Source organism: Sphingomonas sp. (assembly GCF_036402235.1).
In the GTDB taxonomy this organism is placed as follows: Bacteria; Pseudomonadota; Alphaproteobacteria; order Sphingomonadales; family Sphingomonadaceae; genus Sphingomonas.
In genome coordinates this window covers 39,525-57,242 of the sequence record NZ_DASWTG010000040.1, presented here as the reverse complement: position 1 = coordinate 57,242, position 17,718 = coordinate 39,525, and the positions used below count along the sequence as shown (strand labels likewise).

Annotated in this window: 19 protein-coding genes and 1 tRNA gene; 9 read left to right on the top strand and 11 right to left on the bottom strand. The window is 68.6% G+C overall.

Going from position 1 to position 17,718, the window contains the following annotated elements; translation table 11 throughout:
* Positions 1-1,555 (top strand): 1-deoxy-D-xylulose-5-phosphate synthase (gene dxs / locus VGD28_RS07980; RefSeq protein WP_331027805.1); only part of this gene is annotated, 1,555 nt, incomplete at its 5' end.
* A 74-nt stretch (positions 1,556-1,629) separates the two neighbouring features.
* Here dxs and VGD28_RS07975 read toward each other — a convergent pair.
* Positions 1,630-2,292, bottom strand: a complete 663-nt coding sequence (locus VGD28_RS07975) for an alpha/beta hydrolase (RefSeq protein WP_331027804.1) — start codon at positions 2,290-2,292, stop codon at positions 1,630-1,632.
* 180 nt (positions 2,293-2,472) lie between these two features.
* Positions 2,473-2,549 (bottom strand) — tRNA-Arg (locus VGD28_RS07970).
* A gap of 79 nt (positions 2,550-2,628) precedes the next feature.
* Here VGD28_RS07970 and VGD28_RS07965 point away from each other — a divergent pair.
* Both VGD28_RS07965 and VGD28_RS07960 read left to right on the top strand, forming a co-directional pair.
* Positions 2,629-3,351 (top strand): queuosine precursor transporter, encoded by a 723-nt coding sequence (locus tag VGD28_RS07965; RefSeq protein WP_331027803.1) that lies wholly within the window; start codon positions 2,629-2,631, stop codon positions 3,349-3,351.
* A 12-nt stretch (positions 3,352-3,363) separates the two neighbouring features.
* On the top strand, positions 3,364-3,696 hold the full coding sequence (locus VGD28_RS07960; protein WP_331027802.1) for a hypothetical protein: 333 nt from the start codon (positions 3,364-3,366) through the stop codon (positions 3,694-3,696).
* A 238-nt stretch (positions 3,697-3,934) separates the two neighbouring features.
* Here the strand turns inward: VGD28_RS07960 and purQ are convergent, their stop codons facing one another.
* Together purQ and purS are read right to left on the bottom strand one after the other, a co-directional pair.
* Positions 3,935-4,600, bottom strand: a complete 666-nt coding sequence (gene purQ / locus VGD28_RS07955) for a phosphoribosylformylglycinamidine synthase subunit PurQ (protein ID WP_331027801.1) — start codon at positions 4,598-4,600, stop codon at positions 3,935-3,937.
* Complete coding sequence (purS, locus tag VGD28_RS07950; RefSeq protein WP_331027800.1) at positions 4,597-4,827, bottom strand: phosphoribosylformylglycinamidine synthase subunit PurS; 231 nt, start codon at positions 4,825-4,827, stop codon at positions 4,597-4,599. The genes purQ and purS overlap by 4 nt, the downstream gene beginning before the upstream one ends.
* Before the next feature lie 377 nt (positions 4,828-5,204).
* Here purS and VGD28_RS07945 point away from each other — a divergent pair, with 377 nt between their 5' ends.
* Positions 5,205-5,354 (top strand): hypothetical protein, encoded by a 150-nt coding sequence (locus tag VGD28_RS07945; protein WP_331027799.1) that lies wholly within the window; start codon positions 5,205-5,207, stop codon positions 5,352-5,354.
* A gap of 242 nt (positions 5,355-5,596) precedes the next feature.
* Here VGD28_RS07945 and purC read toward each other — a convergent pair whose 3' ends face one another.
* The 3 genes from purC to VGD28_RS07930 form a co-directional block, all read right to left on the bottom strand.
* A complete protein-coding gene (gene purC / locus VGD28_RS07940; RefSeq protein ID WP_331027798.1) occupies positions 5,597-6,376 on the bottom strand; it encodes a phosphoribosylaminoimidazolesuccinocarboxamide synthase in 780 nt (259 codons plus the stop codon).
* Between the two features lie 279 nt (positions 6,377-6,655).
* Positions 6,656-7,564 carry a hypothetical protein gene (locus VGD28_RS07935; protein WP_331027797.1) on the bottom strand — a complete coding sequence of 303 codons (909 nt, stop codon included), beginning with the start codon at positions 7,562-7,564 and terminating at the stop codon, positions 6,656-6,658.
* Positions 7,565-7,733: 169 nt separating this feature from the next.
* Positions 7,734-7,904, bottom strand: a complete 171-nt coding sequence (locus VGD28_RS07930) for a hypothetical protein (RefSeq protein ID WP_331027796.1) — start codon at positions 7,902-7,904, stop codon at positions 7,734-7,736.
* Positions 7,905-8,019: 115 nt separating this feature from the next.
* Here VGD28_RS07930 and VGD28_RS07925 point away from each other — a divergent pair, with 115 nt between their 5' ends.
* The 3 genes from VGD28_RS07925 (at position 8,020) to VGD28_RS07915 (ending at position 13,295) form a co-directional block, all read left to right on the top strand.
* Positions 8,020-8,940 (top strand): LysR substrate-binding domain-containing protein, encoded by a 921-nt coding sequence (locus tag VGD28_RS07925; RefSeq protein ID WP_331027795.1) that lies wholly within the window; start codon positions 8,020-8,022, stop codon positions 8,938-8,940.
* A 318-nt stretch (positions 8,941-9,258) separates the two neighbouring features.
* Complete coding sequence (parC, locus tag VGD28_RS07920; RefSeq protein WP_331027794.1) at positions 9,259-11,505, top strand: DNA topoisomerase IV subunit A; 2,247 nt, start codon at positions 9,259-9,261, stop codon at positions 11,503-11,505.
* Positions 11,506-11,678: 173 nt separating this feature from the next.
* Positions 11,679-13,295 carry a putative bifunctional diguanylate cyclase/phosphodiesterase gene (locus VGD28_RS07915; protein WP_331027806.1) on the top strand — a complete coding sequence of 539 codons (1,617 nt, stop codon included), beginning with the start codon at positions 11,679-11,681 and terminating at the stop codon, positions 13,293-13,295.
* Between the two features lie 72 nt (positions 13,296-13,367).
* On the opposite strand, the gene VGD28_RS07910 is transcribed toward VGD28_RS07915, so the two are convergent.
* The 4 genes from VGD28_RS07910 to VGD28_RS07895 form a co-directional block, all read right to left on the bottom strand.
* A complete protein-coding gene (locus VGD28_RS07910; protein WP_331027793.1) occupies positions 13,368-14,552 on the bottom strand; it encodes a CCA tRNA nucleotidyltransferase in 1,185 nt (394 codons plus the stop codon).
* Positions 14,549-15,166: a CoA pyrophosphatase gene (locus VGD28_RS07905; protein ID WP_331027792.1), complete on the bottom strand. Its 618-nt coding sequence runs from the start codon at positions 15,164-15,166 to the stop codon at positions 14,549-14,551. The genes VGD28_RS07910 and VGD28_RS07905 overlap by 4 nt, the downstream gene beginning before the upstream one ends.
* Positions 15,163-15,726, bottom strand: coding sequence for a DUF1285 domain-containing protein (locus VGD28_RS07900; RefSeq protein WP_331027791.1), 564 nt, complete (start codon positions 15,724-15,726; stop codon positions 15,163-15,165). The genes VGD28_RS07905 and VGD28_RS07900 overlap by 4 nt, the downstream gene beginning before the upstream one ends.
* A 280-nt stretch (positions 15,727-16,006) precedes the next feature.
* Positions 16,007-16,492, bottom strand: a complete 486-nt coding sequence (locus VGD28_RS07895) for an N-acetyltransferase (protein ID WP_331027790.1) — start codon at positions 16,490-16,492, stop codon at positions 16,007-16,009.
* Positions 16,493-16,586: 94 nt separating this feature from the next.
* On the opposite strand from VGD28_RS07895, the gene VGD28_RS07890 reads away from it, so the two are divergent.
* Together VGD28_RS07890 and VGD28_RS07885 are read left to right on the top strand one after the other, a co-directional pair.
* The gene (locus tag VGD28_RS07890; RefSeq protein WP_331027789.1) at positions 16,587-17,219 is read left to right on the top strand and encodes a glutathione S-transferase family protein; all 633 of its coding nucleotides are present in this window, start codon (positions 16,587-16,589) and stop codon (positions 17,217-17,219) included.
* 97 nt (positions 17,220-17,316) lie between these two features.
* Positions 17,317-17,688 carry a dihydroneopterin aldolase gene (locus tag VGD28_RS07885; RefSeq protein ID WP_331027788.1) on the top strand — a complete coding sequence of 124 codons (372 nt, stop codon included), beginning with the start codon at positions 17,317-17,319 and terminating at the stop codon, positions 17,686-17,688.
* The last annotated feature ends 30 nt before the right edge of the window (positions 17,689-17,718 follow it).

Here is a 17,718-nt window from a genome sequence, read left to right as displayed (position 1 = left end):
GACCTCAATCTCGGCGGCGCTCGGTTTCGCGGTCGCGAACAAGCTCGCCGGCACGCCCGGCCGCGGCAGCGCGGTGATCGGCGACGGGGCGATGAGCGCAGGCATGGCCTATGAGGCGATGAACAATGCCGAACAGGCGGGCAATCGCCTGTTCGTCATCCTCAACGACAACGACATGTCGATCGCGCCGCCGGTGGGCGGGCTTTCGGCCTATCTCGCGCGCGTCGTGTCCTCGTCCGAATATCTGGGACTGCGCAGCCTCGCCAAGAAGATCACGCGCCGCATCTCGCGCCGCCTGACCAACGCGGCGTCGAAGACCGAGGAATATGCCCGCGGCATGGTCACCGGCGGCACGCTGTTCGAGGAGCTGGGCTTCTATTATGTCGGCCCGATCGACGGCCACAATCTCGATCACCTGATCCCGGTGCTCGAGAATGTCCGCGACAGCGAGCAGGGCCCGATCCTGGTCCATGTCGTGACCAAGAAGGGCAAGGGCTATGCCCCGGCCGAGGCCGCGGCGGACAAATATCATGGCGTCCAGAAGTTCGACGTCATCACCGGCGCGCAGGCCAAGGCGCCGCCGGGGCCGCCCGCCTATCAGAACGTGTTCGGCGAGACGCTCGCCAAGCTCGCCGAGACCGATCCCAGGATCTGCGCGATCACCGCGGCGATGCCGTCCGGCACCGGCGTGGACAAGTTCGCCAGGGCGCATCCCGACCGCGCCTTCGACGTCGGCATCGCCGAGCAGCACGCCGTCACCTTCGCCGCGGGCCTCGCCGCGCAGGGCATGCGGCCCTTCTGCGCCATCTATTCGACCTTTTTGCAGCGCGCCTACGATCAGGTCGTCCACGACGTCGCCATCCAGAACTTACCGGTGCGCTTCGCGATCGATCGCGCCGGCCTCGTCGGCGCCGACGGTGCGACGCACGCCGGCAGCTTCGACGTCACCTATCTCGCGACGCTGCCCAACTTCGTGGTGATGGCGGCCGCCGACGAGGCGGAGCTGGTCCACATGACCCGGACCGCCGCCGAGTATGACGCCGGCCCGATCGCGGTGCGCTATCCGCGCGGCAACGGCACCGGCGTGCCGCTGCCCGAGCCGCAGCTGCTCGAGATCGGCAAGGGCCGCATCGTGCGTGAAGGCAAGAAGGTCGCGATCCTCTCGCTCGGCACGCGCCTCGCCGAGGCGCTCAAGGCTGCTGAGATGCTCGAGGCCAAGGGCCTCTCCACCACCGTCGCCGATCTGCGTTTCGCCAAGCCGCTCGACGAAGCGCTGATCCGTCGCCTGTTGACGACGCATGAGGTGGCGGTGACGATCGAGGAGAACGCCATCGGCGGTCTTGGCGCGCATGTGCTGACGATGGCGAGCGACGCAGGACTGATCGACAACGGCCTCAAGCTGCGCACGATGCGCCTGCCCGACATCTTCCAAGATCAGGACAAGCCCGAGCTGCAATATGACGAGGCCGGCCTCAACGCCCCGCACATCGTCGATACCGTGCTGAAGGCGCTGCGCTGGAACGAGGCGCCGGCCGAGGGCGGGGCGCGGGCCTGATTCCCCTCCACTGAATTGCGAGGGCGCGCAGCCCGGACGCGCTTGGGTGCGCCCGGACCGCGCTGCGGGAGAGGTTAGCCCAGATAGTGGCGCTGCGCTGCGTCGGTCGCGTTGACCGCCAGCACGGTGTGCTGCTCCACCCGCCGCGAGCGTCCGCGCCGGTCGCTCGCGGCATCCAGCACGCGGTCGAGCAGCACCTGGCCCTCCTGCCACCAGCCGAGATCGCTGTCGGCGTTGAGATGGCCCTGCGCGCCCGCGTCCACGAACACGCTGCCCCAGTTGGCGGCGAGATTGCGGGCGTGGTCGATATGCACCCACGGATCGTCGGTGCTCGCTACCAGGATCGAGGGGAAGGGCAGCGGCCTGGATGGGGAGGGCGCAAAGGCGCGTAGGGCCGGATGCTCCCCGCCATCCACATCGGCCGGCGCCACCAGCAGCGCACCCGCCACCGGCCAGCCATAGGGTTGCCCCGCCAGCTCCGCCCACCAGGCGACCGCCAGGCAGCCCAGGCTGTGCGCGGCGAGCACCACGGGCGCCTGCGCCTCGCGGATCGCCTGATCGAGCTTGGTCACCCAGCTGTTGCGGTGCGGCGTGCTCCACATGCCGAGCTCCACCCGGCGAGTATCCGGACGCGATTCCTCCCACAGGCTCTGCCAGTGCGAAGGCCCCGATCCGCCGAGACCCGGCACGGTGAGGACGATCGGCGAATTCACGTCATGGGGCGAGAAAATGGACATGCCCGTTTCTCCAAAATGACGACTCCATGCGACGATCCTATTCCTATCTGATAAGTAGGCAATAAACATTGCGTTGAGCGGCGCCAAGGATGCGGCGGTGCGAAGAAGGCTCGCGGACGCTGACCGGCCGGCGTCCCCACACGCGGAGCCTCTGCCTGAATATGGTGCCGGAAGGAGGGCTGGCGCGCCCGGCAGGATTCGAACCTGCGGCCCCAAGCTTAGAAGGCTCGTGCTCTATCCAGCTGAGCTACGGGCGCGCGCTGGCCGTGCGTTAGCGCGGATTGCGCGGCGCGTGAACCGCCATATAGTCCGCCGCACCATGCGAAGGGGCGGGCAATGAACGACGAAGCGGCGCCGGTACGGATCAATGCAGGCCAGGTCGCGGGCGGGCATTTCCGCTATTATGATTTCGTGATGGCGGCGTTCTGCGTCGTGCTGGTCCTCTCCAACGTGGTCGGCGCGGCCAAGGTCGCGACGCTCGGCGGGCTGACCTTCGGCGCCGGCATCCTGTTCTTTCCGCTCTCCTACGTCCTCGGCGACGTGCTGACCGAGATCTACGGCTATGCCCGTGCCCGCCGCGTGATCTGGGCGGGGTTCGGCGCGACGGTGTTCGCCGCCGTCATGTGCTGGGTGATCGTCGTGATGCCGCCGGCGCCGGGCTGGGGCGGGCAGGAGGTGTATGAGGCCGCGTTCGGGCAGGTGTGGCGCATCGTCGGCGCGTCGGTGATCGCCTTCTGGGCGGGCGAGTTCGTCAATTCCTACGTCCTCGCGCGGATGAAGATCCTGACCGCGGGCAGGCATCTGTGGAGCCGCACCATCGGATCGACGGTGTTCGGCCAGGGCGTCGACAGCCTGATCTTCTACCCGCTCGCCTTTCTCGGCGAGTGGACGACCGGGCAGGTGGTGACGGTGATGCTCACCAACTGGGGCCTCAAGGTGCTGTGGGAAGTCGTGCTCACCCCGGTCACCTATGCCGTGGTCGGCTTCCTCAAGCGGCGCGAGGGCGTGGACGTGTTCGACGAGGGCACCAACTTCACGCCCTTCCGCACCCGCGTCTGAATGAAGGCTTGAATGAAGGACAGCGTTTTCCAGGCGGCCAAGTTCTGGCTGGTCGATGCCACCGGCCTCGCCAAGGATGCGTTGCACATCCATGTCGGGCTGATCGTCTTCTTCGCCGCGGCGCTGGCCTTTCGCTGGCCGCTCAGAAGCTGGAAGCCATGGGCGGCGGCGCTCGCCGCCGCGCTGGCGGGCGAGGCGTGGGACCTTTGGGATTCGGTCGCCGAAGGGCGCCGAATCGTTCCTTCCGGCAATTGGAAGGACATTTGGAATACGATGCTCTGGCCGAGCGCGATCCTGCTGCTCGCCCGTGCCACCAGATTGTTCCAGAATCGCATATCACGATAACCATATAGGTTATTTTTGCGTCGGAGTCAAGGGGCTTTGGCGCGCCCGGCGGTGCGGGCGCACGGTGGGGAAAGTGGAACAAGTCGGTGACGAAGTTTGCTTTTGCCGGAATCGCGTTTCCGCGTTGCGGTGGGGAAGGTGGAGCATCGCCACGCCCGATGCGCTGCGGTGCCGCCGATGCGAGTCCGCGTCGCGGAGGGCGAAGCGGGGCCGGCCGAACCGCCGTGCCGGCGGGCGGTCAGGCGACCGCTTCGAGCAGCCCCTCGAACAGGCGGCGGCCGTCGGTGCCGCCATGCGCGGCCTCGATCTTGCGCTCCGGGTGCGGCATCATGCCGAGCACGTTGCCGCCTGCGTTGACGATGCCCGCGATCTGGCGTGCCGAGCCGTTGACGTCGCCGGCATAGCGGAAGGCGACGCGGCCTTCGCCCTCGAGCCGGTCGAGCGTCTCCTTGTCGGCGAAATAGTTGCCGTCGTGATGCGCGACCGGGACCGACAGCGTCTCGCCCGCGGCATAGCGGCTGGTGAAGATCGTCTGGCTGTTATCGACCGTCAAATCCACGTCGCGGCACACGAAGTTGAGGCCTTCGTTGCGCATCAGCGCGCCGGGCAGCAGCCCGGTCTCGGTCAGCACCTGGAAGCCGTTGCAGATGCCGATCACCGGCGTGCCGCGCCCGGCCGCGGCGACCACCGCCTTCACCACCGGCGAGCGCGCCGCGATCGCGCCGCAGCGCAGATAGTCGCCATAGGAGAAGCCGCCGGGTAGCGCGATCAGGCCGAGGCCTTGCGGAAGCTCGCTCTCGCCGTGCCATACCATGTACGGCTTGACCCCCGTGACGCTCTCCATCGCGACGGCGAGATCGCGGTCGCAGTTGGAGCCGGGGAAGACGATGACCGCGGTCTTCATGGCTTTTCCACCCGGTAATTCTCGATCACGGTGTTGGCGAGCAGCTTCTGGCACATCGCGTCGATGTCCGCATCGCTGGTGCCGTCCGCCACGTCGAGCTCGATCAGCTTGCCGACGCGAACCTCGCCCACGCCCGAGAAGCCGAGCGAGCCGAGCGCATGCTCGATCGCCTTGCCCTGCGGGTCGAGCACGCCGTTCTTGAGGGTGACGACGATGCGCAGCTTCATGGATTTGCCTCCGGGGATTTGCCGCGCCCTATGGGCCGGGTAGCGCGCAGGTTCAAGCCCGGTGTTCGGCGTTGCCGAACGGCACCACCCTCCGCAGCCATTCCACCGATGCTTCGCATCGCCGGAACCTTGGGCTGCTCCGCCCGCTCCCCCACCCGGCCACCCAACGGCAGTATCATATGGGAGTGTGGGGCCGGTCATGCCCCCAGCATGACCTGAACAGCGCGGGGCGCTGTTCACCCCACACTGGTGGGGGAGCGGGCCGGTGCCGCACTCAGGCGGGAACGCAAGGGGCTTCACCAGTCGTTTACCGGCCGCGGCGACACTCGGCGCTGCCGAGTCGCGCCCGCGGGGGCGCGACCGGGGGAGTGCGTGCAATGGCGTTTCTGGCAATCGCGCTGTTCGTGGCGCTGATGGCGTTCGGCCGCGGCTATTTCGGCTGGACCGACCCGGGCGGGATGACGACGATCGCGCTGATCTGTTCGTTCATCTTCGGGATCATCGCCGGGATGAAGGCGCAGGGGTAGGGCGGATCGATATCTAGTGTTCAATCCTCCCCAGGGGGTATCGACCGCAGGCTGACGGAGGGAGCGGGCAGCGGAACATCAGCGGTTCGCTTCCTCCCCCTCCGTCGCCTTCGGCGAGTGTCAGGTCGGATCGTCCCCCGGACGATCCTTGACCGTGCGGGGCACGGTCAACCTGACACTCCCCCTGGCGGGGGAGGACTGGTGTCCAAATGCCGATCCGCCCCAGGCGGGCAGGCCGGGGCTTACTTGCCCCGGCGCTTGCGGTGGCTTTCGAGGTCGAGCACCGCCGAATCGGCGCCTTCGGGCAGCAGGCCGAGGCGGCGGGCGACTTCCTGATAGGCTTCGACCTCGCCGCCCAGATCGCGGCGGAAGCGATCCTTGTCGAGCTTCTCGCCGCTGACCATGTCCCACAGGCGGCAGCCGTCGGGGCTGATCTCGTCGGCGAGGATGATGCGGCTGTAGTCGTTGTCCCAGATGCGGCCGAATTCGAGCTTGAAGTCGACCAGCCGGATGCCGATGCCGGCGAACAGGCCCGACATGAAATCGTTCACGCGGATCGCCATGTCGGCCATGTCGTGCAGCTCTTCCTGGCTGGCCCAGCCGAAGCACAGGATATGCTCGTCGGTGACCATCGGGTCGCCCAGCGCATCGTCCTTGAAATAATATTCGACGATGGTGCGCGGGAGCTGCGTGCCTTCCTCAATCCCGAGCTTCTTCGACAGCGAGCCGGCGGCGACGTTGCGCACGACGACCTCGATCGGGACGATCTCGACCTGGCGGATCAGCTGCTCGCGCATGTTGAGGCGGCGGATGAAGTGCGTCGGGATGCCGATGCTGCCCAGCAGCGTGAAGATATGCTCGCTGATGCGGTTGTTGAGCACGCCCTTGCCGCTGATCGTGCCCTTTTTCTGGGCGTTGAACGCGGTGGCGTCGTCCTTGAAATACTGGATCAGCGTGCCGGGTTCGGGGCCTTCGTAGAGGATCTTGGCCTTGCCCTCGTAGATCTGGCGGCGGCGTGCCATCGGTGCTGCGGTCCTTCAGAAACACGGTGCCCCGGCGGCGCTTGGGTTTCGCGCGGACGCCGGGGCTTGGCGTGGGCCTATATCGGAAGCAGGCCCTGGGTGCAATTGGAGGTTGGGCCGAGAGGCCCGTTTCGATCCTCCCCCGCCAGGGGGAGGTGTCAGCCAGAGGCTGACGGAGGGGGCGGACGCGATAACGTTGGTTGGGAGTCCTCCCCCTCCGTCGCCTTCGGCGCCACCTCCCCCTGGCGGGGGAGGATTATTCCAGCCGCCGTGCCCGCCTTAGTCACTGGCCTCAACCTCCGCCGCTTTGGGGCGGCGCACGCGCGGGCGGAAGCGGCGCCAGACGAGCAGGCCGAGCAGCGCCACCAGCGCGGGCGGGCCGAGCACCGCGATCGCGCCGAGCACGAAGGCGAGCGTCGCCTGCGCCGAGGCGGCGAGCAGGTCGAGCGAGCTGGTGAGCGGCGCGCCGGCATCGAAGCCGCGGACGGCGCGGCCCGAGCGATAGTCAAAGGTCATCGGCGTGTTGGCGAGCGATTCGCGCTGCTCGCTGCTGGCGCTGCGCGCGCCCTCGATCCGCTGGGCGATCTCGGCGCGCTGGCGTTGCAGCTCGGCGCGCTCGCTGGCGGGCAGGCCGGAGCGGGCGAGCTCGCGGTCGATCCGCGCGAGTTCCTCCTGCGCGCGCGCCCGCTCGGCGGCGAGGCGGGTGATCTCCGCGCCGGCATCGGTGCCGGTGATCTCGGCATCGATCAGCGTGCCTTCGGCCTTCTGGATCGCGGCGATGCCTTCCTTGCCGAATTGCCGGGCGAGGGTGGGATCGAGCTTGAACGCCAGCATCGCCTCGACCCGGTCCTCGCCGAGCAGCTGGTAGCGCATGCCCGTGATGCGGCAGCGGGCGATGCCGAGCTTCTCGCACGCCGCGGCATGCCCCTCCTGCGCGGCGGAGATCCGGGCGGCGGGGAGCGAGAAGGCGTAGTGATAGTTGAAGGCGACGCCGGGAGCCGCGGTGACGGCGATGCCGGCGGGTCCAGAAGCGACGTCGGCCACGACTTCCCGCGCCGGTTCGGCGGCTGGCCGTTCCTGCGCCGTCAACCCTTCCGATCCCGACCGGCTCTCGCCCTGCGGGGCCGGGCCGCAGCCTGCGGTCGCCAATGCCAGAACCAGAAGTGCCGAACCCGAAGTCCATCGCATGGCCGTACTCCCTCTCCGATAATGCTCGTTTCATCGCTCACAAGGCACGACTCGTCGTGCAGTGATAGAACATCACATTGGAGGGTGTTCGGCAATGCCCTTTTTTCGCCACATTTGATCGATGACCAATCGCTATGGATCGGCACCACGTCTTGCGCCCTGCCTCGGCTCAGCCGATGCAATAGGTCCGCTTGCGCGCCGCCTCGCTCGCGTCGGGCGGCACCACGCGGCCGATGAGGCGGCGAAGCGCCTTGCCGATCTGCGAGAAACCGCGGTCTATCCCGTCGCTCAGCACCTGATGGTTCTCCGCCCAGAAGCGGTCTGCATAGGGTTCGTGCATCGTCTTGCTCCCAATGTTCGAGGGGCCTGTTCCCGAGCGCTGAAATGGCGGCTTCCGTTGCGCAGGACCAACAAAAGGATCGACGCGAACCATCATTGGAGATTATGAATCGGCGATGCGCCAGCTTCCGCCACTTGCCGCCGTCCGGGTTTTCGAGGCCGCGGCGCGGCGGGGCAACTTTACCCGGGCCGCCGAGGAGCTGGGGATGACCCAGGCGGCGGTGAGCAATCAGGTGAAGCTGCTGGAGGAACGGCTGGGGATCGCGCTGTTCCGCAAGAGCGGGCGCGGGGTGGTGCTGACGCCCGCCGGGGAGCGCATCGCGCCGCAGGTGAGCGCGGCGCTGGACGGCCTGTCAGAAGCCTTTGCCAGCGCGCGCGCCGAGGACGAGGCGGTGATGACGATCTCCGCACCCGGCACCTTCTCGACCAACTGGCTGGCGCGGCGGCTGGGCAGCTTCCAGGTCGCCCGGCCCGAGCTCGCGGTGCGGGTGCTGGTGTCGGACGAGATCATCGACCTTGCCGCGAGCGATGCCGATGTCGCGATCCGCGGCGCGCATGGGCCGTGGCCGGGGCTGGTCTCGCATTTCCTGATGCGCATGCCGTTCACGGTGATGGCGAGCCCGGAGTTTCTCGCGGCGCATCCGCCGATCCGCTCGCCCGCCGACCTGCTCGGCCTGCCGCGCGTGTCGCCCGACGACAGCTGGTGGGATCTGTGGTTCCGATCGGTGTTCGGCGATGCGGTGGTGGCGTCGCAGCCGGGCGTCGATTTCCAGTCGCAGGTGCATATCGGCAACGCCGCGGTTGCCGGGCATGGCCTTGCGATGCTGTCCCCGCCGATGTGGCTGTCGACGATCGCAGAGGGGCGGCTGGTGCAGGTGCTGCCGGAAATGGTGTACTACAAGAACAGCTTCTGGCTGGTCTATCCGGAGCACAAGCGCAACCTGCCCAAGATCCGCGCCTTTCGCGACTGGCTGCTCGCCGATGTGCGCGCGTCGCTGGGGGACGATCCCTATGGCGCGCTGGTGCCGCCGGGATGAGCGGCGGTTGGCGATCGGCGGAGAGGGTTTGGAGAAGGTTGGTTCACGCGAAGGCGCGAAGGCGCGAAGGCGCGAAGAGAAGTAAGAGGAGGAATTTTTTTCGCACAAAGACACGAAGATGTCTTCTCGCGGCGCGAAGCGCCCCATGTTTCCCCGCCTTCGCGCCATGCTGGATCGATCGGGGAATGAAGGCCACTGCGCGGCAGCACAACATCTTCGCGCCTTCGCGCCTTCGCGCCTTCGCGTGAACCGAATTCCTAACCCGCCGGCGCGTGGCGCCCCCTCGCAAGGCTGCAATCGCCCTGCTATCGACCCCGGATGTCCACCGACCTTTCCGACCCGTTTGACCAGATCGTCGATGCCCCGTTCGATAGCGCGCTGAGCGAGCGCTACCTCGTCTATGCGATGTCGACGATCACCGCGCGCTCGCTCCCCGACGTGCGCGACGGCCTGAAGCCGGTGCACCGGCGGCTGTTGTGGGCGATGCGGCTGCTGCGGCTCGATCCGAGCCAGGGCTACAAGAAATGCGCGCGCGTCGTGGGCGACGTGATCGGCAAATACCATCCGCATGGCGACCAGTCGGTGTACGACGCGATGGTGCGGCTCGCGCAGACCTTCGCGCTGCGCTACCCGCTGGTCGACGGGCAGGGCAATTTCGGCAATATCGACGGCGATAATGCGGCCGCCTATCGCTATACCGAGGCGCGGCTGACCCAGGTCGCGATCGACCTGATGGACGGGCTCGACGAGGACGCGGTCGAGTTCAAGCCGACCTATAATGGCGAGGAGAACGAGCCCGAGCTGTTCCCGGGCCTGTTCCCCAACCTGCTCGCCAACGGCGCCAGCGGCATCGCGGTGGGCATGGCGACGAGCATCCCGCCGCACAACGCCGCCGAGCTGATCGACGCCGCGATCCTGCTGATCGACCAGCCCAGGGCGGAGGACGCGCAGATCCTGGAGCTGGTGCGCGGGCCGGACTTCCCGACCGGCGGCATCGTCGTCGATAGCCCCGCGGCGATCGCCGAGGCCTATGCCACCGGCCGCGGCGGCTTCCGCGTCCGCGCCAAATGGGCGCTGGAGGACCAGGGGCGCGGCACCTGGCAGATCGTCGTCACCGAGATCCCCTACGGCATCCAGAAGGGCAAGCTGATCGAGCAGATCGCGGCGCTGATCAACGACAAGAAGCTGCCGATCCTGGCCGATGTGCGCGACGAATCCGATGCCGAGATCCGCATCGTGCTGGAGCCGCGCGCGCGCACCGTCGATCCCGACACGCTGATCGAGAGCCTGTTCCGCCTGTCCGACCTCGAAGTGCGGGTGCCGCTCAACCTCAACGTGCTCGATCATACGCGCACGCCGCGGGTGATGAGCCTCAGACAGGCGCTGTCCGCCTGGGTCGACCACCAGTTCATCGTGCTGCGCCGCCGGTCCGAGCATCGCCTGGCCAAGATCGCCGACCGGATGGAGCTGCTCGACGGCTATATCATCGCCTATCTCAACCTCGACCGGGTGATCCAGATCATCCGCACCGAGGACGAGCCCAAGCCGGTGATGATGGCCGAGTTCGAGCTGACCGACCGCCAGGCCGAGGCGATCCTCAACATGCGGCTGCGCGCACTGCGCAAGCTCGAGGAGATGGAGCTGCGCAAGGAGCGCGAGGCGCTGGCCAAGGAGCAGGCCGAGCTGGAGGCGCTGCTGTCGAGCGACGCGCGCCAGCGGACGCGGATGAAGCGCGACCTCACCAGGATCCGCGACCGCTACGGCCCGGAGACCGCGCTGGGCGCGCGGCGGACGCTGGTCGCCGAGGCAGCGCCGGCGCGCGAGATCCCGCTGGAGGCGATGATCGAGCGCGAGCCGATCACCGTGATCCTGTCGCAGCGCGGCTGGATCCGCGCGATGAAGGGGCATGCCGAGCTGGCCAGCGCCGACGCCGCCAAGTTCAAGGAAGGCGACGGCCCGTTCATCGCCTTTCACGCGCAGACGACGGACAAGCTGCTGCTCGCGGCGGAGAATGGCCGCTTCTACACGCTGGCGGCGGACAAGCTGCCCGGCGGGCGCGGGTTCGGCGAGCCGGTGCGGCTGATGATCGACCTTGACGGCGGCACCGGCATCGCCGGGCTGCTGCCCGCGAGCGCGGCGGCGAAATTGCTGGTCGCGGCGAGCGACGGGCGCGGCTTCCTGGTCAAGACCGAGGACGTGATCGCCGAGACGCGCAAGGGCAAGCAGGTGGTGACGCCGCGCACCGGCGCGGTGCTCAAGCTGGTCAAGCCGGTCAGGCCCGAGGACGATTATGTCGCGGCGATCGGCGACAACCGGAAATTGGTGGTGTTCCCGATGACCGAGCTGGCCGAGCTGGCGCGGGGGCAGGGGGTGCAGCTGCAGCGCTATCGCGACGGCGGGCTCAGCGACGCGGTCACCTTCCGCTTTGCCGACGGCCTGTCCTGGCGGATGGGCGGCGAGCAGGGGCGGACGCGCAGCGAGACCGACCTGGCGCCGTGGCGCGCCGCGCGCGGCGCTGCGGGACGGATGCCGCCGATGGGCTTCCCGCGCGATAACCGCTTCTGAATCGGGTGCTTTTGCCGCTTCGCCTTTAGCCGCTCTTAACCAAATCGCGGTAGCACCCCTCAGTGATGCTGCTGTCCCGCCGAAGCAAGGACAAGACCGTGCGCCCCTCCATCCCGGTCGAGGGCGAGGACGCGCGCCTGCTTGGCCCGAGCGGCGCGGCGCAGATCCTCAACATGCTTCCGGTTGCCGCCGCGGTGGTCGAATGGAAGGAAGGCCGCTTCGCCTTCGAGACGGTGAACCGCCCCTTCCGCCTCGCCGGGCTGGGCACGATCGCCGACCAGTCGCCCCTGATCCGCCTGCTCGGCGCCCGGATCGCGGATTTCATCGATTCGGACGCGACCGAGCAGGAGCTGGATTGGGAGCTGGGTGAAGCGGTCGATTGCCGGCGCTTCCGGGTCAAGCTGGCGCGGCGTGCATCGAACAAGGCGAACGGGCGCTGCCTCGTCACGCTGATCGATCGGACCTCCGAGCTGCGCACCGAGCGCAGCCTGCGCCGCGAGATGCTGAGCGACAGCCTGACCGGCCTGCCCAACCGCGCCGGCTTCGCCGAGCGGCTGGAGGAGGAGATCGAGCGCGGCGGGATGAGCGAATTCGCGGTGCTCATCATCAACCTCGACCGGTTCAGCCGCGTGAACGCGTGCATGGGCGGGCTTTCGGGCGACGAATTGCTGATTTCGGTCGCGCGGCGCGTCAAGGGGGCGTTGCGCGCGCATGACGTGCTGGCGCGAACGGGAGGCGACGAATTCGCGATCCAACTCGCGCTGGACGAGGGGACGAGCGATGCCTTCCATGTCGCCAAGCGCATCCAGAACGCGCTGACCACGCCGTTCCGCCTCTCCGACTTCGAGATCCGCGTCGACTGCTCGATCGGCATCGCGGTGGGCGACGAGTCGGTGGCGGATGCCGAGGAGCTGATCCGCCACGCCCAGTTCGCGATGAAGCGCGCCAAGAAGAGCGGGCGCACCGAGATCTACCAGACGCTCGCGCTCGACCTTGCGCGCCAGCAGTTCAGCATCGAGACCGAGCTTCGCCGCGCTATCGACAATGGCGGGCTGTCATTGAGCTTCCAGCCGATCTGCGACCTTGCCACCGGCCGGATCGTCTCGTTCGAGGCGCTCGCGCGCTGGACCACCGAAAGCGGGAAGGTGGTGCCGCCGGGCGACTTCATCCCGGTCGCCGAGGAATCCGGGCTGATCGTCCCGCTCGGCCGCTGGGCGATGCACGAGGCGGCGCGCACCGTCGCGCTATGGGATGCGGCCGCGGGCGGCGATTGCGGGGTCAATGTCGCGGTCAACCTCTCGGCGATCCAGCTGCAGCGCGACCAGATCGCGCCGATGGTCGAAGCGGCGCTTGCCGCCAATGACGTGGACGGCCGCCGCATCACGCTCGAGCTGACCGAAAGCGCGCTGGTCACCGATCCCGACCATATCGCGCGGACGATGCACGCGCTGAAGGCGCTCGGCACGACGCTGGCGATGGACGATTTCGGCACGGGCTATTCGAACCTTGCCTATCTGCAGCGGCTGCCGATCGACGTGCTCAAGATCGACCGCAGCTTCGTGACCGGCATGCTCGCCGACCGCGACAAGATCGCGATCGTGCGCGCGATCCTGAGCCTGGCGCAGGCGCTGGGGATGCGGACCACCGCGGAGGGCGTCGAGACCAACGAGCTTGCCCAGACGCTCGCGGCGCTCGGCTGCACCTATGGCCAGGGCTATCTCTATGCGCGCCCGCTGGCGGCGGCGGATGCCTATGCGCTGCTGTCGCGCGACAGCAGCAGCGCCGCTTGAGAGACGGCTCTCCGCCATCATCCCTGCTCTCTGTTGTCATCCAAATGCGGAACACCGTTTCAGACGGCGATCTCACCCGCGCGACAGCAGTTCGGCGACCACTGCGTCGGCGATCTGACCCGCGCGCTCGGCGCCGGGGAAGCCTTCCGCGATCCAGCGATCCTCGATCCGGCGGAGTGCCTTCGCGACGTCCGGCCCCTTGGACAGGCCGCGCCCGATCAACGCGCCGCCGCTGAGCGGGAGGCGCGGCGGGACCCAGCCTGCGGCCTGACGTGCCCCCGCCGCATCGCCTGCGAGCAGCAGCCGGTCCGCCGCGCGATCGGGGCCGATGCGATAGGCGAGCGCGAGCGGGCCTTCGGCGAAATCGGCGCGGATCGCGCTCGCCAGTGCCTGCCGCTCGGCGTTGGAGAGCTTGAGCCGCGCGCCGACCGCTTCGTTGGCCGCGGCGTCTGCCGGAAGGACCGCGGCGAGGCGGCGGACGGGTTCCGGGGGGAGATCTGCCGCAGCCTCATATCCCGCAAGCGCTGCGAGCCGGTCGACGCCCGCCCTATCGATCTCCGGCACCACCGGCTTGAGGATGTCGCGCTCGACCATCAGCCGCAACACGCGCACGGCATCGGGCGCGACCAAGAGCTTCAGCAGCTCGTCGCGGATCCGCTCGCGCGAGAGCGCCATCAGGTCGTTCGCGCGCGCGGTGCAGGCGTCGAGCGCGGCCTGGTCGGGCGCATCGCCGAAGCGCGCGAGGAAGCGGAAGAAGCGCAGGATACGCAGGTGATCCTCGGCAATGCGCTGGAGCGGGTCGCCGATGAAGCGGATGTGGCGCGCCTCGAGATCGGCGAGGCCGCCGAAATAGTCGAAGATCTCGCCCGTGTGCGGATCGGCGTAGAGCGCGTTGATCGTGAAGTCGCGCCGCGCCGCGTCCTCGCGCCAGTCGCCGGTGAAGGCGACGGTGGCGCGGCGGCCGTCGGTCGAGACGTCGCGGCGCAAGGTCGTCACCTCGATCACCGTGCCGCTGCTGACCGCGGTGATCGTGCCGTGCGCGATGCCGGTGGGGACGGCCTTGATCCCGGCGCGCTCGAGCAGCGCGACGACGTCCTCCGGCGCAAGCGGGGTCGCGACGTCGACATCGGTGACGGGCAGGCCGAGCAGCGTGTCGCGCACCGCCCCGCCGACGAAGCGGGCATTGCCGGGGCCGAGCGTCGCGGCGAGACGATCGAGGCCGGGCTGGCGGCGCCAGGCTGCGTCGGGGAGGATCATCGCGCCCACCTCAGGCGCCGCGAGAGGTTGACCAGCATCGCCGCGGTCGCCCCCCAGATGCGATGGTCGCGCCACGCGATCTCATAATAATGCCGGTCCCGCCCCTGCCATTCGACGCTGGTCTCGACATGGTTCGCGGGGTCGAGGACGAAGTCCAGCGGAACCTCGAACACCGCGGCGACCTCGTCGGGCTGGGGGGTGAAGATCAGGTCGGGCGCGATCACGCCGACCACCGGCTGCACCTCGAACCCGGTGACGGTGTGATAGCGGTCGGCTTCGCCCACCAGCTCGACGGCGTGCGGGGGCAGGCCGATCTCCTCCTGCGCCTCGCGCAGCGCCGCGGCGGCGGCATCGGCATCGCCGGGATCGATGCGGCCGCCGGGAAAGGCGATCTGCCCGGCATGACGGCGCAGCGAATCGGTGCGCTGGGTCAGGATCACGCCGGGCGCGGGCCGGTCGGTGACGGCGACCAGCACGGCGGCGGGGGTCGGCACGCCGTCGCTCTCCGCGGCCACGTCGCGCAGGTCGCCCGACAAGAGGACGGGAGCATGCTCATGTTCTGCGGCGAGCGCGGCGCGCAGGCGATCTGCCAGTGAATTGACGGGCAGCGTCATGCCGGCTCGATCGGGAAGAAGGCGCTGCGGCTCCAGATGCCGGGCGGGTTGGAGCCGTTGTCGAGCGCGAGCGCGGCGATCTCGTAATAGACCGGGCGCGCGATCAGCGCCTCGAGCCCCGCGCGGACGTGGAGATAGGGGTGGGGGCCGTCCTCGCGCTCCTCGAACCGTATGGCATGGTCGGGGCCGGCGGGGACGAGATCGCCGGTGTTGAGGCGGAAGGCGATCTCGGCATCCGCGCCGACGCCCTCGACCTTCATCTCGACCGCGACGAAGGGGGCGTCCTCGACATCGATGTCGAGCTTCTCGACCGGGGTGACCAGCACATGCCGGCCGTCCGGCTCACGCCGCAGGATGGTGGAGAAGAGCCGGACCATCGCGGGGCGGCCGATCGGCGACCCCTGGTGGAACCAGGTGCCGTCGCGCGCGATGCGCATGTCGCTGTGCCCGCAATGCGCCGGGTCCCAGCTGGCGACCGGAGGCAGCTTCTGCTCGTCCGCCAGCCTTGCGATCTCCGCAAGGGAGAGGCTGGCGAGATCGGGTTGGGCGGGCATCGGCATTGCCAAGCCGTTAGGCTGATTTGCGTGTTCCGGTAAAGGGCGGGCGACGAAGAGGGGGTTGTTCACGCCAAGGCGCGAAGGCGCGAAGGAGGAAGAGAAAGCTGGTTCACGCAGAGACGCAGAGATGTCGTTCTGCCGCTTCAGCGGCCCGCATTGTTCGACGGCAGCGCGTGCTGCAACGGCAGAGTAGGGGGGCGCTGCGCGCGTCCGGGCATGCCAGCTTTGCGCTCTCTGCGCCTCTGCGCCTTCGCGTGAACCAAACCTCCCGCCGCGATGCGCGCTAGCGCGGGCCGACCATGCCGGCACGGTCCGGCGCGCGGTCGCGCGCGAGCAGGCGGCGCTGCTCGAACGGGCCGGGCAGGCGCCACTGACCGGTCGCCTCCGCATCGAAGCCGAATTGGGCGTAATATTCGGGATCGCCGATCAGCATGAGCGGCTCGCCGCGTGGCTGGGCGACCTCGATCGCCTTCCACATCAGCGCGCGGCCGATGCCGACATTCTGCCGCGCCGGCGAGACCGCGACCGGGCCGACCATCACCATCGGCACGCGGCTGCCGTCGTCGCAGGCGAGCGCGACCGGCCAGCACTGGATGCTGCCGACCAGCGTGCCGCCTTCGACCGCAGCGAAGCTCAGCTCGGGAATCGCGCGCATGCCCGCGCGCACGCGATAGGCAGTGCGGCCATGACGATCCGTGCCGAACGCAGCGTCGAGCAGCGATTCGACTTCCCCGGCGGGCATATCGGCAAGCGGCACCAGATCGAACAATCGCGTCTCCCGCCCGCCGGGGGTGGACGCCGGGGGCGCGCGCCTTTAGCCGTCATCGGGATGGACTCAAAGCGATTCCGCAAGGAGGCCCGCGATGAAGCTCTATGACGCACCCTGGGCGCCCAGCCCGCGCCGCGTGCGCATCTTCCTTGCCGAGAAGGGCATCGACGTGCCGTGCGAGGCGATCGACCTGCGCGGCGGCGAGCATCTGGGCGACGCCTATCTGCGCATCAACCCGCGCGGCGCGGTTCCCGCGCTCGAGCTCGACGATGGCGAGGTGCTGTGCGAATCGGCCGCGATCTGCCGCTATTTCGAGGCACTGCATCCCGAGCCGCCCTTGTTCGGGACGACGCCGATCGAGATCGGCCGGATCGAAAGCTGGACCCGGCGGATCGAGGCGGACGGCTATGCCGCCGCGGTCTATGTGCTGCGCAACACCGTGCCCGCGTTCAAGGATCGCGCGATCCCCGGCGCGGGCCTGACGGTCGCGCAGATCCCCGAACTCGCGGCGCGCGGCGCGGTGATGTGGGAAGGGTTCGCGCAAGCGCTCGACGCGCGCCTTGCGGACCGCGAATGGATCGCGGGCGACGGCTACAGCTTCGCCGACATCACCGCGCTGGTGACGATCGATTTCGCGCGCGCCGCCAAGCTCGTCGTGCCCGAGCGGCTGGCGCAGCTGCGCCGCTGGCATGCGGCGGCGGCGGCGAGGCCCAGCGCGGGGGCTTAGTGTCTGGTTCAGCGCTGCTGAATCCAACCAGCCTAGAGGCTTTCCGCCGCCGCGCGTTCTGCTATGGGCGCGGCATCCTTCCGGAAGGCATGGTTTCTTGCACGATCTTCTCCAGCTTCAGGTCCGCGACTTCGAGGTTCAGGTTCTCACCGGCGTCTATTCCGAGGAGACCCATTTGCCGCAGCCGCTGCGCATCTCGATCACCGTCGACATGGTGCCGCCCGCGCATTTCGAGCCCGATACGCCGCTGAGCGCGTCGAAAAGCTATCTCGACCTCAAGCACGCCGCCTCGACCGCGCTGCCGCAGGGCGTGCATTTCACGCTGATCGAGGGCGTGGCGGATCATATCGCCGAGACGCTGTTCGCCGGCGACCAGCGGGTGCAGCGCGTGCAGGTCGAGATCGTCAAGCTCGCCATTGCCGAGGCGGACGAGAGGATCGGCATCACCATGGTGCGCCACCGGCGTTAGTTCGCGTTTGAGCGGGTCGGTGCCACGCGC

Coding starts and splice junctions, on each gene's coding strand:
- VGD28_RS07960 (WP_331027802.1), top strand. CDS start 3,364: ATGAAGGACAGCGTTTTCCAGGCGGCCAAGTTCTGGCTGGTCGATGCC.
- VGD28_RS07930 (WP_331027796.1), bottom strand. CDS start 7,904: ATGCACGAACCCTATGCAGACCGCTTCTGGGCGGAGAACCATCAGGTG.
- purS (WP_331027800.1), bottom strand. CDS start 4,827: ATGAAGCTGCGCATCGTCGTCACCCTCAAGAACGGCGTGCTCGACCCG.
- VGD28_RS07890 (WP_331027789.1), top strand. CDS start 16,587: ATGAAGCTCTATGACGCACCCTGGGCGCCCAGCCCGCGCCGCGTGCGC.
- VGD28_RS07905 (WP_331027792.1), bottom strand. CDS start 15,166: ATGACGCTGCCCGTCAATTCACTGGCAGATCGCCTGCGCGCCGCGCTC.
- parC (WP_331027794.1), top strand. CDS start 9,259: ATGTCCACCGACCTTTCCGACCCGTTTGACCAGATCGTCGATGCCCCG.
- VGD28_RS07965 (WP_331027803.1), top strand. CDS start 2,629: ATGAACGACGAAGCGGCGCCGGTACGGATCAATGCAGGCCAGGTCGCG.
- VGD28_RS07900 (WP_331027791.1), bottom strand. CDS start 15,726: ATGCCGATGCCCGCCCAACCCGATCTCGCCAGCCTCTCCCTTGCGGAG.
- VGD28_RS07925 (WP_331027795.1), top strand. CDS start 8,020: ATGCGCCAGCTTCCGCCACTTGCCGCCGTCCGGGTTTTCGAGGCCGCG.
- VGD28_RS07935 (WP_331027797.1), bottom strand. CDS start 7,564: ATGCGATGGACTTCGGGTTCGGCACTTCTGGTTCTGGCATTGGCGACC.
- VGD28_RS07975 (WP_331027804.1), bottom strand. CDS start 2,292: ATGTCCATTTTCTCGCCCCATGACGTGAATTCGCCGATCGTCCTCACC.
- VGD28_RS07915 (WP_331027806.1), top strand. CDS start 11,679: ATGCTTCCGGTTGCCGCCGCGGTGGTCGAATGGAAGGAAGGCCGCTTC.
- VGD28_RS07945 (WP_331027799.1), top strand. CDS start 5,205: ATGGCGTTTCTGGCAATCGCGCTGTTCGTGGCGCTGATGGCGTTCGGC.
- purC (WP_331027798.1), bottom strand. CDS start 6,376: ATGGCACGCCGCCGCCAGATCTACGAGGGCAAGGCCAAGATCCTCTAC.
- purQ (WP_331027801.1), bottom strand. CDS start 4,600: ATGAAGACCGCGGTCATCGTCTTCCCCGGCTCCAACTGCGACCGCGAT.
- VGD28_RS07910 (WP_331027793.1), bottom strand. CDS start 14,552: ATGATCCTCCCCGACGCAGCCTGGCGCCGCCAGCCCGGCCTCGATCGT.